The following is a 14,822-nucleotide window of genomic DNA, read 5'->3' as shown; positions in this document are numbered from 1 at the left end:
TCTATTGCTAGAACATTCTTGATTATATCACTTTAACTTATGTTGCAGGAATGAGGTCTGGCACCAGTTTAGTGAGTGCTAAACGTTGTTTACCTGCGGTTGCACCGAGCAGTACAAAGCCACGTAATGTACCGTCAGCATCGGTTGCTTTGGATAACATACCATCATCAAATTCTTCATTGTCCCAAGTGACATCGACACCGATTGGAGCGGGTAATACAGTCAATGGTGCAGCAGGGGTTTTGACGGCAACAGGCATCGCTGGATAATGTACATGGGTACTTTGACCACTGAGTGTTTTTGCCAAGGCACGTGCTTGTTGCATTAATGGCATAACATATGGAAGTAAGGTTCCATTCACTTCAGCACAGTCACCAATCGCATAAATATCGGGTTGGTTGGTTTCTAATAAAGTATTGGTAATGACACCACGACTGGTGGCAATTTCTGCGCTTTTTGCAAGGTTAATATTCGGTTGTAAACCAATTGCAGATAAAACCACATCAGCAGCAAGAGATTGACCATTTGCAAGCGAAATTACATAACCACGTTCAACTTTAGAGACTTTTTCAACCGTCGTGCCTAACGCAAATTTGATGCCTGATTCTTCCAGATTTTGTTGGAAAGCTTGTGCAACATGATTGGGTAATAGACGACCCAATGGTTGAGGTGCTAAATCGATGACAGTCACTTGATGGCCTGTATTCTGTAAATCATTGGCAAATTCACAACCAATTAAACCAGCACCTAAAATCACAACACGTTTGTCATCACATTCACCTGTTGCACAATTTTCAAGGGAATCACGGAATGCACGGTAGTCGATGAGCGAGTTCACCACATGAATGTCATCACTGCCATCACCTGCAATAGCAAGGCGAATTGGGTTTGCACCCACTGCTAAAACCAGTTTTGAATAGTCTTGTGTAGATACTTGCCCATCTTTTTCAATGGTTAACTGATGCTTTTCTGCATCAATTGATTTTACCCATGTTTCTTTTTCGATCCGCATGTTTAATTGTGCTGACATTTTTTCAGCATCACCTAAACCAATTTGATCAGGCACTTTTTTGCCCACAAGTGCATTGGAAAGCGTAGGTTTTGCATAATTCACCGCATCATCTGCGCAAATCATCACAAGCTCTTGTTCTGTGCTTAATTTACGAAATTCTCTTGCTAGGGTATAACCCGCCATGCCTGAACCTACGATGACGACTGGTTGCATATGATTCTCCATACTATTGCAATATTATATACGTGATAAAAAAGACCATGTGAACATGGTCTTTTCTGATGTACTGATTATACTTCTACCATCTCAAAATCAGCTTTAGATACACCACAATCTGGGCAAGTCCAATCATCAGGAATATCTTCCCATTTTGTTCCAGCTGCGATGCCATCTTGTGGCCAGCCTTCTGCTTCGTCATAAATCCAACCACAAACGATGCATTGATATTTTTTCATCTAATTCTCCAAAATCTGACAGATGGCTTATGTTTGCTGTCAGTCAAAAATCTTGCTACTACATTGACTCTAGTGATATGCATTGCAATGGGTACATATTCAAATAAATTTTTACGCAGTTCAACAACGAATGTAAAGTAAATATTGGAGTTTACCCAACTAATTGTAAAGCTGAATGGCAGAGTAGGACAAAAGCGTGGTTGTTTGGGCGAATTTCACAGTTTTTTTTGAGTTAATCTGGGTGGATGATATGTGATTTTTCATTTATTTTACGATGTATATAAAATAAATTTTTATGTAGAATTAGAATATTTACACTAAAATCAAACTATTTATCAAAATGTTTGAAATTTGAGTTCTATCTTGATTGCAATACATTAGATGAAAATTACGCTATTTAGACGATGGTCTAAAAGCTTTTTTCTTTAATTTTTAATATAATGGATTATATAAATCTATACCTAATATTTTTTAAATAAATGGTTATTGTTAAATCAATAACTTATAAAAATGAATTGTACTTTCATTGTCTTAGCGACTTTTAAAAATACATCAATCAAGTTAAAATTGCAGCATCCTTTCATTCATACAGTCTCCCCATTATGAACACGTCTACAGCTTTGTGGTCTCACATTCGTACGGTCCAAGATTTTCCTAAACCAGGTATTTGTTTTTATGATTTAACGCCACTTTTTATGAAAAATCTTGAGCCATTGACAGACGCATTGGTGGCAAGTATTCCTGTTGAGCAATTGGCAGAAGTGGAAAGTTTTGTGGCTGTAGAAGCACGTGGTTTTGTTTTGGCAAGTTTATTGGCACAACGTACAGGCAAAGGTTTATTGTTAGTGCGTAAAGCAGGTAAGCTTCCACCTCCTGTGATTGGTGTGGGTTATAGCCTTGAATATGGTCTAGATCGTTTGGAAATGTCTGCTGATATTCAACCGCAAAAAGTCATGATTGTGGATGATGTGTTGGCAACAGGTGGTACTTTAAAAGCCGTTAAACAGTTGATGAATAAATGTAATCATACTGTATTGGGTGCAAGTATCTTCCTTGATTTGCAAGACTTACATGGCGATTTAGGTTTAACTATTTGGTCAGTTTTGGATGAGCAATCTAAACCTGAAGCAGCAGTTGCTTAAATCTTACATAAAGAGATTTTAAAAAGCCTTGTAAACATGATTTACAAGGCTTTTTTTATAGCGCAAAGGTCTTTTGCATATATTCCAGCATGCGATTTAAATTATCTGGTGAGGCTAAGCGATGATGTCCACCTTGCATCATTTCAACATGCATATAAGACTCTAAAATATTTGAAGTTTCATACATATCAAGAATTTCATCACCTAATTCAATATACGCTGTTTGTGGAATATCATGTTCTAAATCATGCACGGTGATGGGAGCATAGTCTGTACGGAAATCAGGCTGCAAACTTGGATTGGCAATAATGGCAGGAATACGAAAAAGTTGTGACATTTTTAATGCCCAATATCCCCCTAGACTATGTCCAACGATGAGTTTGGGTTGAATTTTATGGATAATATTCTGATAAAGCTCTGCGACAGTGTCATAGTTTAAATTGCGATAATCAATATCTATACAATATTTTTGTGCAGCATCTAATGCATGAAATTTGGTTGAATCTTTTGATGAGTCGAGCCCGTGCATAAATAATATTTTTGACATATACATATTCATTTTTTTCACTTTTAAAACTGTCTTTATTCACAAAGATAGAGAAATTGATATGGTTTACTTTTCAACTATTTCTAAAATTATTGTACTCAGTCACTTTAAAAAGCCTAGTTAGATTTTGGTCTAAGATAAAGATTTTCAGTGATAGCGATTGATTGTTTGTAAAAAAATCTTTTTAAATTAAATAATATTTTTTTAAGTAAATTTATGTTTTTAAATATTATTTAATAGTTATTTGGTTGGAATATCTATGTGTTTTATAACGTAAAGGAATGTAGTCCTGTTGCATATTGAGTATTTTGCTCAGTTGAAGCCGACTAAAGTCCTATATGAAGATAGTCATTTTTAGATTTTTTAAGAATGTGGACAAACCAATTGTATCGGTTGTTCGGCTTCAAACTCTATAGGAATACCATTTTCATTGTAGGGTTGAAATTGGGAAGACTTAAGCTCTTCATATACTAAATTATTTAAGCTTACATTAGAGGAAGGATTGAGTAGCTTGACAGAATTCACGACACCGTCGTGGTTGATATGGAGTTTGGCTTTAAAAGTATAGTCACGATCTTTACGGATGATTGCTTGCTCATAAAAAGGATCATCGGCACGCAATTTACAAAATTTTGCTGAAATTTCAGCTAAGCGTTGAAAGCGAGGTTGCTTTTTCCAAGCAACACCTAAAGGGAATTTAACATGTAAAATATAACTTTTTGTGGGTTGTGCTGTGCGGTGTATTGTATTTTGTGTTTGCTCTTCAATAGCAGGGATATTGCTTAATTTTTCCAGCTCTTCAGCACTATAATTTTGTGCGAGTTCTAAAGCACGTCGATCTAACATTGGAAATTTTGCATTTGGGTTGAGTAATTTGTGGGAAATGCTTTTATTCTGTGTATCTATCATTAATTCAATTTGCCAAACATAATTTTCAGTCTTTAAATTGGTGTGTTCGACTTGATTTAAGCTGTAGATGTAGGGGGCGGAAGTGATTGTTTGAGTAGAATTATTTTGCTCAATTGCCCATGCAGCTGTGGTAAAAAGTAACTGACTTAGAAAAATAATAGAAAATTTAGACATAGCTTGAATATTTAATTGGGCTTTATTAGAAATTGCTGCAATTGTGTGCTGCTTATTATGATGTAAATCTGCTATGCTATGCAACTTCCGTTTTTTATTACAATCGAGGCAGAGATGACGCAACATAACGCTCAATCGACTTCTGAACAACACATTTCCGAAAACGATTTAATCGCACAGCGTCATGCCAAGCTCAAGCAAATCCAAGATCACGCCAAGGAAACAGGTGTTAGCCCGTGGCCAAATACATTTAAGCGTGAACATTATGCGCAAGATTTACAAGACCAATTCGCTGATAAATCTAAAGAAGAAATCGAAGCTGGCGAACATGTGCATGTAAAAGTTGCAGGTCGTGTGATGTTGAACCGTGGTTCATTCATCGTGATCCAAGACATGACAGGTCGTATTCAACTGTATGTTGCACGTAAAGAACTTGCTGCTGAAGTATTAGACACGATTAAAAGTTTAGACCTGGGTGATATTATCGCCGTAGAAGGTTATATCGGTCGTTCAGGCAAAGGTGATCTTTATGTTCATATTGAACATTTTGAATTACTCACGAAGTCATTACGCCCACTTCCGGACAAATTCCATGGTTTATCTGACACTGAAGCGAAGTATCGTAAACGTTATTTAGACTTAATTGTGAATGAAGAAACACGTAAAACTTTTGAAATTCGTGCAAAAGTGGTGTCAGGCATTCGCAACTACTTAACCAATGAACGTTTCATGGAAGTTGAAACACCAATGATGCATGTGATTCCAGGTGGTGCATCTGCACGTCCATTTGAAACACATCATAATGCATTAGATATGCCATTGTTCTTACGTATTGCACCTGAGCTTTACTTAAAACGTTTGGTTGTCGGTGGTTTCGAGCGTGTATTCGAAATTAACCGTAATTTCCGTAATGAAGGTGTGTCTACACGTCATAATCCAGAATTCACCATGATCGAATTCTATCAAGCTTATGCAGACTACAAAGACTTGATGGAATTAACTGAAAAGATGCTTGAAAAATTAGCCATCGACATCTTGGGTTCAACCGATGTGCCTTATGGCGAAGAAGTGTATAGCTTCAAAGGACCATTCAAGAAAATCTCAATGTTTGATGCAATTCTTGAACACAACCCACAGTTCACTCCTGAAAATGTAGCCGACCGTGAATTCCTAGCAGACTTCGTGAAAAATGAACTGAAAGAGCAAGTGAAACCAGGTTTTGGTTTAGGTAAATTACAAACCATCGTTTTTGAAGAAACGGTTGAGACTCAACTGCGTCAACCGACATTCATTACGGAATATCCTGCAGAAACTTCTCCATTGGCTCGTCGTAATGATGATAATCCACATATCACAGACCGTTTTGAATTCTTCATTGGTGGTCGTGAGTTGGCAAATGGTTTCTCAGAGTTAAATGATCCGATTGACCAAGCAGAGCGTTTCCAAGCACAGGTTGCTGAGAAAGATGCGGGCGATGATGAAGCAATGCATTATGATGCGGACTTCATTGAAGCGTTAGAATATGGTTTACCTCCTACAGCAGGTGAGGGTATTGGTATTGACCGTTTGGTGATGTTATTTGCCAATGCTGCAAGTATCCGTGATGTGATTTTATTCCCACATATGCGTATTAAATCAAATTAATTTTTAAGTTAAATAGAGAAAAGCCACTGAAATCAGTGGCTTTTTTTGTGTATTGCTTAGTGCGGTGTGGTTAAGTTTTTGAGTTTTTCAATGAACTGTGGCATAAATTTATCAATTTTGCCTTGTACAATGGCATTGCTTTTTTCAGTAGCGAGCGGCATTTTTTTTAGAATACTTTGTCCCATCGGTGTTTGATAGTATTGAATCATGCTATTGATTTCTTCTTGGGTATAAATGTCTTGCCAAATTTGAATGGTTTCAGGTTCAACCTGTGTCCATTGTGATTCTTGCATCATTAAATCAAGCATTTCTGCGCTAAATGTTTGAAACTTCTTTTGTTTGTCCTCATCTAAGTGTTTTGCTTGGCTATCAAGTACTTGTTGCATCATCTCTTGATAACTTTGTTTACTATATTCGAGTTCTTGTTCGTACTGGGTTTGAGCATCAAGCAGTTGCATCAGTTGCTGAATAGACGCTTTTGATGGTGTTTCAGCAAAAGCGCTTGCCGAGAACATAGAGCACAACATGATTGGATAAATATATTTTTTGAGCATAGTAAAAATTCTTTGTTATGAATAGAAGTTAAGCGTTTTGTATAGTCATTTATAGGGTGTTGAGATGAGATGAAGTATATCGATGTGATGAATTTAATCGTCATTGATAGATTATCGGTAGAATCATAATGATAATACAGTTTCACCATTGAAAAATAGTGTCAAAAAAACTATGGTGGTGCTCAGCAATGTTTAGAGAATAAATGCGCATGTTTTTAAAGAAATCATTATATGCTGCTGTATTGGCAAGCTTATCTTTGCCTATTTTTGCACAAGGGTTGGTGCTCAATAATGAAGATATTCGTACAGATTTAAACTGGTTAAATCAACAAGGCGTGATTCAAATCAGTACATCAACTTGGCCAATGAGCGGTGATGAGATTCAACGTGCGCTCTCCGCAGCTAAAGTGACCAATAACACCCAACAAAAAGTGATTGCTTCAATTCAAAATGCTTTGAAAGCAGACAATCAAATGGCGAAGTTGGGCTTATTTGCTGAAACAGATCAAAAAAATGTGCCGCAGGCATTTGGTGATAGTCAAAAAGCACAATATGTCGGTTCTTTAGAGTTTAATGCGGGCGGTGAAAATTGGGATGCAAAAATTCGGGTCAATGGTGAGAAAGACCCACAAATTGACAATGGTCAAGATGTCAATGTTGAAGGTTCTTATCTTGCAGGTAAACTTTTTAATCAATGGTTAATTGCGGGTCAAATTCCAACCTATTGGGGGCCTGGACATGATGGTAGTTTGATTCGTGGTGATGCAAGTCGTCCTGTTTATGGTTTCACTGCGCAGCGTGCACAGCAAAATGCCTTTGAGTCTAAATGGTTGTCTTGGATTGGTCCTTGGCAATATCAAGCATTTGCAGGTCGTTTGGATGATTACAAAGCAGTACTAGATGCGAATTTAGTGGGTTTACGTTTAACTGCGCAACCTTTGCCGTATTTAGAGCTAGGTGCCTCACGTACATTCCAAATTGATGGTGAAGGACAACCTGGTAGTGCAAAAGCGTATTGGAATGCATTTATTGGTAAAGATAATGAATGTAATGCACAAGGTTGTTCAGGAGAAGGAAATGCATCAAACCAATTGGCAGGTTTTGATGCTCGTTTAAATTTGCAACAATTAGCCAATGTTCCGATGAGCCTATATGGGCAATTTATTGGTGAAGATGAAGCGGGTTTATTACCTTCTAAAAAAATGTATCTAGCGGGTGCAGATTATTCTTCAGCATATAAAGATATGCCATTCCAAGTGTATGCCGAATGGGCGAATACTGAAACCAATGGTGATGCAAAAGGTATTTCTTATAACCATCACATTTATAAAGATGGGTATTATCAGCATGGTTTCTCATTGGGTCATGCGATGGGGGGCGATGGTGAAATGGTCTCAGTTGGTGGTGATATTCGTTTAGATCTTATGAATCGTTTAAGCGGTCGCGCGATTTTTGCGAAAGTTAATCAATCAAATCGTTTAACCAATGCTGCTTTCCCTGAAGATGATAAAATTAAAGCATTGGATTTAACATGGACGCATTATCTAAAACCGACTGTTCCGTTAAAAATTAATGGTTGGGTAAGTGACTCTGATCGCGAAGGTAATGATGCTGGAGCTTCTATTGGTGTGGAAATTCCATTAGATAAAGCTATATTTGGTTACTAAGTAGACAATTGTCTTTTAGAAATACCTGATTTCAGGGATAGATTGAAAGCAGGTACTGAAATAAAATGATTTTACTTCTTTAATGACCATAAAGAAGTAATTCCTACCATTAAAAATATGATGTTAACGTTATATTTTTAATCGTTTTATAGCTTATCCTATGGATAAGCTTTTTTTTGCTTCTTTATAAGATGGCTAATTGGATACGCACTTTCATTTCCAGTGCTTGTCTTAACATGAAATCTTTGATCCACGGGATATTGTGCCCATGTGTATCTGTTTTTAAAGCAGTATCTAAAAATTTTAATTCTGTTCGATGAAAGAGTTGCATCTCAAAAACAGCATTAAATTCAGTAGTGTCCGCTGTAAAAGGGATTTTAAGCAGATAAAACTTTTTTGGAAAATTATAAAATGCATAAATTAAGTTAAAAGCACGTTGTTCGCCTTTTAAATTACCTGGCGCAATTTCATAAAGTCGGTCTTGGTTGCTCAAGGTGATCCCAATTAAATAATCGATATGTTGTTCATTGATTTGAATTGCGAACTGTAAACCAATTTGCTCCCCCGAATGTTCATGTTGAGCGAAAACATTGAGTGCTGAACCATCATCTTGATAAGGGGCTTGTAGTACGAGAATGTTGTCTTGTCGATAAATATGACCTGCAAGTTGAGCACGTTCTAGTTGTTGTTGAATTTGAAGTAGATCGAACATAAGTACTTTTAGTTAAATGTTTTAGCGTAAAAAATATGGTACACAAAATTTGCAACTGTATTAAGATTTGATTTTAATAGAAATTAATTTTTTAAGTCTAAATCAACACTATTTGTTGGTGTAGATTAGGTGTAATTTTTATCATAAAGTTATGATTTTCATAAGTAAAAATAAATTTATTTTAAATTTTTTAATCTCTCTTTTGCCTCACGGAGTCCAAGATTTGCGGCATTTTGATACCATTGTCGAGCGAGTTGCAGATCTAAAGGGAAGTCATTTCGACCATAGTGATAGCTTTCTGCCATAAACATAAAGGCTTGAACAGATTTGGAGTCTATTTTTTCTTGGTACATGTCTTGCGCTAAAGCTTTATTTTCAGGTGTAGGTGTACCATAACCGAGCTGATAAAGATTGACGAGATGGAGTTGAGCGGGAGAGTAACCTAAATTGGCTGAATATTTGTACCAATAGATGGCTCGATCAAGGTCTTTTTGAATAATTTTACCCTCATGATAAATGACTCCTAAATCATAAGATGCTACTCGATTGTCATTGTGAGCAGATTTTGTGATCCACAAGATAGCTTTTTGAGGATCTTTTTGTTAAAAATGATCATTCAGATAGAGCTTGCCTAACAAAAATTGTGCTAAAGCATCGTTTTGTTCAGCGGCTTTTGAAAGCCATTTGAAGCTTTGATTTAAATCCCTTTTAACTATTTCACCTTCAGCATAGATCGTTGCGAGTTCTGTTTGTGCCTGAGTATGACCATTTTCAGCCGCTTGCTGATAGTATTTAAACGCCAGTCGATGATTAGTTATACCTTCGAGTCCAAGTCTGAATTGTTCTGCTTTTTCAAAAATTTGATCATTGTCATTTACGACTAGCTCAGGTGTTTGTGCTAAAAAATCTTCGATACATTGGTTAAATTCGTGCATTTTATTTTGATCATCATATGCTTGGCATATGTCTTTAAATTGCAGTTCTCCATTATTTCCAGCATGACTTAATAAGGGCAAAATCAAGCTAAACAGCAAAACTAACAAACGTGTATGAGGATGATGCTGAGGCATGACTGCTCCTTTTATTTTAAATTTTTTAATATGGAATAAAGTGGGTTTTGCTGCCTAAGTGCTTGTGAATCAATTTAAATGTGCAAATCCAACAATAGCGATTCTTACATCGCATAACAAAGCTTGAAAATATGTGTATTTAAGCATTCAAATCTTGTATTTATAAGCTTTTTTTGTATTGTATAAAGCCTGTTTTACTGGCAATACGATCATATAAATACTGTGCAGTTTGATTGGTTTCATGGGTGAGCCAATACACACGGTCAAAATCTTCTTTGCAATAGGTGTAGACATATTCAATGAGCTGACGTGCTAAACCTTGCTGACGATAGTTTTCATCGACATAAAGGTCTTGTAGGTAGCAATAAGGCAATGATGTCCATGTGCTTGGATGCGAGACTAAGTGTACAAAACCCACAAGTTGATCCTCTTTAAAAATACCAAAACCAAACAGATCTTGTTGTGCAGGATTTGTGATTTTGTTCCAAGAAGTTATGCTTTGTATTCTTGACATTTCTGTTTTATAAAATTTGAGGTAACTCTGCCACAGGGCGAGCCATTGATTAAAGTGAAGATGCTGTAAGGGCTGAATGCTGATCATGCTAAAAACCTTTTTTGTTTATGATGATTTTATATATGTATATAAAAAAACAAGCAAATCAAATCATCTGCAAATCACTATAATGAATATAAATTTTAATATGTGTAATAAGTACACCTTTTTGTGAGCTGGTGCTGTCAATGTCTATATCTGAGGAAAGACTTACTCATCTCAAACAGCTTGAGGCTGAGAGTATTCATATTATCCGTGAAGTTGCTGCTGAGTTTGAGAACCCAGTGATGCTTTACTCAATCGGGAAAGACTCAGCGGTTATGCTGCATCTTGCTTTAAAAGCATTCTATCCTGCAAAACTTCCATTTCCACTGTTGCATGTCGATACAGGTTGGAAGTTTAAAGACATGATTAAGTTCCGCGACAACATGGCGAAAGAACATGGTTTCGATCTGATCGTGCATCAAAATAAAGAAGGTAAAGATGCAGGTGTAAATCCATTTGATTACGGTAGCTCGAAATATACAGACATTATGAAAACTCAGGGCCTAAAACAAGCTCTAGATAAATATCAGTTTGATGCTGCTTTCGGTGGTGCACGCCGTGACGAAGAAAAGTCTCGTGCTAAAGAGCGTGTATATTCATTCCGTGACTCAAAACATCGTTGGGATCCAAAAAACCAACGTCCTGAACTTTGGAATCTTTACAATGGTAAAGTGAACAAAGGTGAAAGTATTCGCGTATTTCCATTGTCAAACTGGACTGAGTTAGACATTTGGCAATATATCTACCAAGAGAATATTCCTTTGGTGCCATTGTATTTGGCTGCTGAGCGTCCCGTGGTTGAACGTAGTGGTACGCTCATTATGGTGGATGATGAACGTATGCGCTTAAAAGAAGGCGAAGTTCCACAAATGAAATCGGTACGTTTCCGTACTTTAGGTTGTTATCCATTAACAGGTGCTGTTGAGTCAACTGCAAATACCTTACCTGAAATTATCCAAGAAATGCTTTTGGCTACAAGTTCAGAGCGTCAAGGTCGTATGATTGACCATGATGAAGCTGGCTCGATGGAAAAGAAAAAGCAGGAAGGTTATTTCTAAATTAATCTCTCCCCTTGCGCAGCAGTGCTGCTCATCTTTAAAAAAGAGAAGAGATTGTCCTTCCTTTATAAGAGGGGGAAACAGGGGGATTAAAAGAAACCGATTTCTAAAGAATATTGTGGAGCTTTGAGCAATGTCTCATCAATCAGAATTGATTAGCCAAGATATCTTGGCATATTTAAAACAGCATGAAAATAAAGACCTTTTGCGTTTTTTAACTTGCGGTAATGTCGATGATGGTAAATCGACTTTAATTGGCCGTTTACTTTACGATTCAAAATTGATTTATGAAGATCAATTACAAGCCGTGACGCGTGACTCTAAAAAAGTCGGTACAACGGGTGATGCACCTGACTTAGCGTTACTTGTCGATGGTCTACAAGCTGAACGTGAGCAAGGGATTACTATTGATGTGGCTTACCGTTATTTCTCAACTGAAAAACGTAAGTTCATCATTGCAGACACCCCAGGGCATGAGCAATATACTCGTAACATGGCGACTGGTGCGTCTACTGCGGATCTTGCGATTATCTTGATCGATGCACGTTATGGTGTACAAACTCAAACACGTCGTCATACTTTTATTGCGAGCCTTTTAGGGATTCGTAATATCGTGGTTGCGATCAATAAAATGGACTTGGTTGAATTCTCTGAAGCGCGCTTCAATGAAATTCAAGCAGAATACAATGCATTCGTGAACCAATTGGGTGACCGTAAACCTGCAAATATCATATTCTCGCCAATTTCTGCGTTGAATGGTGATAACGTTGTCAACAAATCACCAAATACGCCGTGGTATCAAGGTAAAACCTTGATGGAAACGTTGGAAACTGTTGAAATTACACGTGATACTAGTGCGCACGAATTCCGTTTCCCGGTGCAGTATGTCAACCGTCCAAATCTTGACTTCCGTGGTTTCTGCGGTACGATTGCTTTGGGTGAAGTGAAAGTTGGCGATGAAATCGTGGCTTTACCATCGGGTAAGAAATCAACTGTTAAAGAGATCGTGACTTTTGATGGTAATTTAGATCATGCGATTGCAGGTCAAGCGGTAACGTTGACGCTGAAGGATGAAATTGATGTTTCCCGTGGTAATGTCTTGGTGAAAGCGGGTGAGCAACCATCTTTGTCACGTTCTGTACGTGCGACCGTAGTGTGGATGGCAGACCAGCCTTTGGTGGTGGGTAAGTTATATAACATCAAAATTGGTACGCAAACTGTTCCTGCTAAAGTTGAGAAAATTAACTACCGTACCAATGTGAATACTTTGGAAAAAACTCAGGTCGATCAACTGGATTTAAATGCGATTGCAGATGTTGAAATCGAGTTTGATGCACCCGTATTGTTTGACCGTTATCAGGACAGCCGTTATACAGGTTCGTTCATCTTCATTGACCGTTTAAGTAACGTGACGGTGGGTGCGGGTATGGTTGAGGCAGCAGTGGAATGGACTGCGCACAATGAACCTGTGACTGCTGAAGCGCGTGCTGCACGTTTAGGTCAAAAACCTGCTGTCATCACTGTTTCTGCGAAAGTCCTTGAAAATGCACAAGCATTGGAAAGTTTATTGATTCAACAAGGTGTGGTTACTATTGCCAAGGCTGGGTTGTCTGCTGAGCAAGTTGCATTACTTCGTCAAACAGGTGTGGTTGTGATCACTGATGTTGAGCAAGGTTCAGATGTGACTTTTGCTCAAGAAACAGTTGAAGAATTGGCTGAGAAAATTGTAGAAACAGTTCGTCTGTAAAAGATTGGATTGATATAAATAAAACCCGCGAAAGCGGGTTTTTTTAAATGCACTATGATGAGAAGAATATACAATAATCAAACTAGCAGTGAAGTTATAAAAAATGGATCTCATGAAATATTGATGGGGTATGATTTAAAGTAGCAATAAAAAAGCCTCTTTCGAGGCACATGGTCAATGTGAACTGACCGAAGAAAGATATTTTTGAATATATTCTTCACGTAACTCATTTCGCTGTACAGCTGTTGTTGCTTTTTGCATTTTGTTGCGCATTTCATTGCGTTCAGAGCTACTCATTTGTTGCCAAACTTCACGCATTTTTTGCTTTTCTTCTTCGGGGAGTTGTGTAAACCAATCCATTCGCTGCTGCAAAGCCACACTTTGCGACTCAGGAATTTCTTTTAGATTTTGATAACGCTTAATTAAAGCACGTTGTTCATCGTCAGATAAGGTATCCCAAGTATCGTTTACTGGTGTATCTGCATCTTTAGAAAAAATCCAAAGACGCTCAAAGCCTGCAAAGCTTGTTTGCAAAAAACCAATCGCACAAAAAGCCAAAACGAATTTTTTAGCTGCCATGGGAATGACTATCCTCACCAAATACAGACAACATCTCTAAATCCTCCATCATTTGTGGTGAAAGTTTAGGGGTAACAACAACATGCTGTGTAGCAGGCGTTGTTTGTTCAGAATGAAAAGCATTCGGTAAAATGACAATGCCTGTTAATGCTGCTGCCAAAGCAAAGCCTGTCATTTTCCAATGAGCAAAACGAGAAGAGGGCTTGTCATGGATATGCTCAAGTACATTATTCATCACCACCGCTTTGTTGCGATGATTACGAGCAAGACCATCAAGTTTAGATGTAACTTGTTTCGTGAAATCATCATTATTCATCCGATGATCCTCCATAAGGATTTAAATGCGATAACATAGTTCTCAATCCTTGAATTGCCCTATGGTAATGGGTTTTAACGCTACCTTCTGTACAGTTCATAATTTCTGCTGTAGTTTGGGTATCAAAACCTTCCCATGCACGCAACATAAATGCTTGTTGTTGACGCACAGGCAAGCGACTGATCGCTTCCTGAATTTCTTCAACGGTCAAATCTTGATTTAAAAACTGTAAAGGATTAGGCGTGGACTCATCTACAATGTCCATTACTTCTTCATCGTCGCTGTTTATATCGACTTTTCGAAACAATGAAAAAGGTGAGGCACGACGAGCTTCTTTACGGCGCCAATCCTGTAACTTATTGTTTAAGATTGTATAAAATAGGGGATACCATTCATCGGTTGACTTTTCAGCATAGGATTTGTGTAAAGAAATAAAGGCTTCTTGTACTAAGTCCATGGCAATACCATTATGACCCTGAGTTGCACTTTCCATCATCACCAAGGCACGACCTGTCACGTCTTGCATAAAAAACTTCAGACGTTGCTCAGCCGTACTCTTTAGAGCAGCAGTTGTTTCAGACTGTGACTTCTTTGGTGCTAAATCCATAGAGATGGAAAATCCCGTCATTGGGCACCCA

Annotated in this window: 17 protein-coding genes; 5 read left to right on the top strand and 12 right to left on the bottom strand. The window is 37.6% G+C overall.

The annotated features are described in order from the left end of the window. Positions 1-37 precede the first annotated feature (37 nt). Both HX129_RS05265 and rubA read right to left on the bottom strand, forming a co-directional pair. Entirely contained in the window at positions 38-1,225 is a 1,188-nt protein-coding gene (locus tag HX129_RS05265) for an NAD(P)/FAD-dependent oxidoreductase (RefSeq protein ID WP_286433973.1), read from the bottom strand. Positions 1,226-1,302: 77 nt separating this feature from the next. Continuing rightward, the gene (gene rubA / locus HX129_RS05260; RefSeq protein ID WP_065994895.1) at positions 1,303-1,467 is read right to left on the bottom strand and encodes a rubredoxin RubA; all 165 of its coding nucleotides are present in this window, start codon (positions 1,465-1,467) and stop codon (positions 1,303-1,305) included. Positions 1,468-2,066: 599 nt separating this feature from the next. On the opposite strand from rubA, the gene HX129_RS05255 reads away from it, so the two are divergent. Further along, positions 2,067-2,609 carry an adenine phosphoribosyltransferase gene (locus tag HX129_RS05255; protein ID WP_130074719.1) on the top strand — a complete coding sequence of 181 codons (543 nt, stop codon included), beginning with the start codon at positions 2,067-2,069 and terminating at the stop codon, positions 2,607-2,609. 55 nt (positions 2,610-2,664) lie between these two features. On the opposite strand, the gene HX129_RS05250 is transcribed toward HX129_RS05255, so the two are convergent. Next, a complete protein-coding gene (locus HX129_RS05250; RefSeq protein WP_174492270.1) occupies positions 2,665-3,156 on the bottom strand; it encodes a YqiA/YcfP family alpha/beta fold hydrolase in 492 nt (163 codons plus the stop codon). 363 nt (positions 3,157-3,519) lie between these two features. After that, entirely contained in the window at positions 3,520-4,239 is a 720-nt protein-coding gene (locus HX129_RS05245; protein ID WP_286433972.1) for an energy transducer TonB, read from the bottom strand. 114 nt (positions 4,240-4,353) lie between these two features. Here HX129_RS05245 and lysS point away from each other — a divergent pair, with 114 nt between their 5' ends. Then, entirely contained in the window at positions 4,354-5,883 is a 1,530-nt protein-coding gene (gene lysS, locus HX129_RS05240) for a lysine--tRNA ligase (RefSeq protein ID WP_130074722.1), read from the top strand. A gap of 56 nt (positions 5,884-5,939) precedes the next feature. On the opposite strand, the gene HX129_RS05235 is transcribed toward lysS, so the two are convergent. Further along, on the bottom strand, positions 5,940-6,437 hold the full coding sequence (locus HX129_RS05235; protein WP_286433970.1) for a DUF2059 domain-containing protein: 498 nt from the start codon (positions 6,435-6,437) through the stop codon (positions 5,940-5,942). 209 nt (positions 6,438-6,646) lie between these two features. On the opposite strand from HX129_RS05235, the gene HX129_RS05230 reads away from it, so the two are divergent. Further along, the gene (locus HX129_RS05230; protein ID WP_286434059.1) at positions 6,647-8,104 is read left to right on the top strand and encodes a capsule assembly Wzi family protein; all 1,458 of its coding nucleotides are present in this window, start codon (positions 6,647-6,649) and stop codon (positions 8,102-8,104) included. A gap of 184 nt (positions 8,105-8,288) precedes the next feature. Here the strand turns inward: HX129_RS05230 and HX129_RS05225 are convergent, their stop codons facing one another. The 4 genes from HX129_RS05225 to HX129_RS05210 form a co-directional block, all read right to left on the bottom strand. Continuing rightward, positions 8,289-8,816, bottom strand: coding sequence for a hypothetical protein (locus HX129_RS05225; RefSeq protein ID WP_286433969.1), 528 nt, complete (start codon positions 8,814-8,816; stop codon positions 8,289-8,291). Between the two features lie 176 nt (positions 8,817-8,992). Beyond that, positions 8,993-9,394, bottom strand: coding sequence for a tetratricopeptide repeat protein (locus HX129_RS05220; protein ID WP_286433968.1), 402 nt, complete (start codon positions 9,392-9,394; stop codon positions 8,993-8,995). Positions 9,395-9,418: 24 nt separating this feature from the next. Beyond that, entirely contained in the window at positions 9,419-9,886 is a 468-nt protein-coding gene (locus HX129_RS05215) for a tetratricopeptide repeat protein (protein ID WP_286433966.1), read from the bottom strand. 160 nt (positions 9,887-10,046) lie between these two features. Next, positions 10,047-10,487: a GNAT family N-acetyltransferase gene (locus HX129_RS05210; RefSeq protein ID WP_286433965.1), complete on the bottom strand. Its 441-nt coding sequence runs from the start codon at positions 10,485-10,487 to the stop codon at positions 10,047-10,049. Between the two features lie 146 nt (positions 10,488-10,633). On the opposite strand from HX129_RS05210, the gene cysD reads away from it, so the two are divergent. After that, positions 10,634-11,542, top strand: coding sequence for a sulfate adenylyltransferase subunit CysD (cysD, locus tag HX129_RS05205; protein ID WP_171457503.1), 909 nt, complete (start codon positions 10,634-10,636; stop codon positions 11,540-11,542). Between the two features lie 133 nt (positions 11,543-11,675). Next, positions 11,676-13,289 (top strand): sulfate adenylyltransferase subunit CysN, encoded by a 1,614-nt coding sequence (cysN, locus tag HX129_RS05200; protein ID WP_286433963.1) that lies wholly within the window; start codon positions 11,676-11,678, stop codon positions 13,287-13,289. A 174-nt stretch (positions 13,290-13,463) separates the two neighbouring features. On the opposite strand, the gene HX129_RS05195 is transcribed toward cysN, so the two are convergent. Genes HX129_RS05195 through HX129_RS05185 form a run of 3 tightly spaced genes read right to left on the bottom strand, consistent with a single transcriptional unit; the run spans position 13,464 to position 14,791 of the window. Next, the gene (locus tag HX129_RS05195; protein WP_174492278.1) at positions 13,464-13,868 is read right to left on the bottom strand and encodes a DUF3106 domain-containing protein; all 405 of its coding nucleotides are present in this window, start codon (positions 13,866-13,868) and stop codon (positions 13,464-13,466) included. Then, positions 13,858-14,184, bottom strand: coding sequence for a hypothetical protein (locus tag HX129_RS05190; protein WP_130074730.1), 327 nt, complete (start codon positions 14,182-14,184; stop codon positions 13,858-13,860). Before HX129_RS05190 ends, HX129_RS05195 begins: the two co-directional genes overlap by 11 nt. Continuing rightward, complete coding sequence (locus HX129_RS05185; RefSeq protein WP_165353096.1) at positions 14,177-14,791, bottom strand: RNA polymerase sigma factor; 615 nt, start codon at positions 14,789-14,791, stop codon at positions 14,177-14,179. The genes HX129_RS05190 and HX129_RS05185 overlap by 8 nt, the downstream gene beginning before the upstream one ends. Positions 14,792-14,822 lie beyond the last annotated feature (31 nt).

Origin of the sequence: Acinetobacter sp. 251-1, assembly GCF_030329305.1 — a bacterium.
Lineage (GTDB): Bacteria > Pseudomonadota > Gammaproteobacteria > Pseudomonadales > Moraxellaceae > Acinetobacter > Acinetobacter piscicola_A.
Note: the sequence above shows the minus strand (reverse complement) of the source record. Positions and strands in the feature narration are given on the sequence as shown.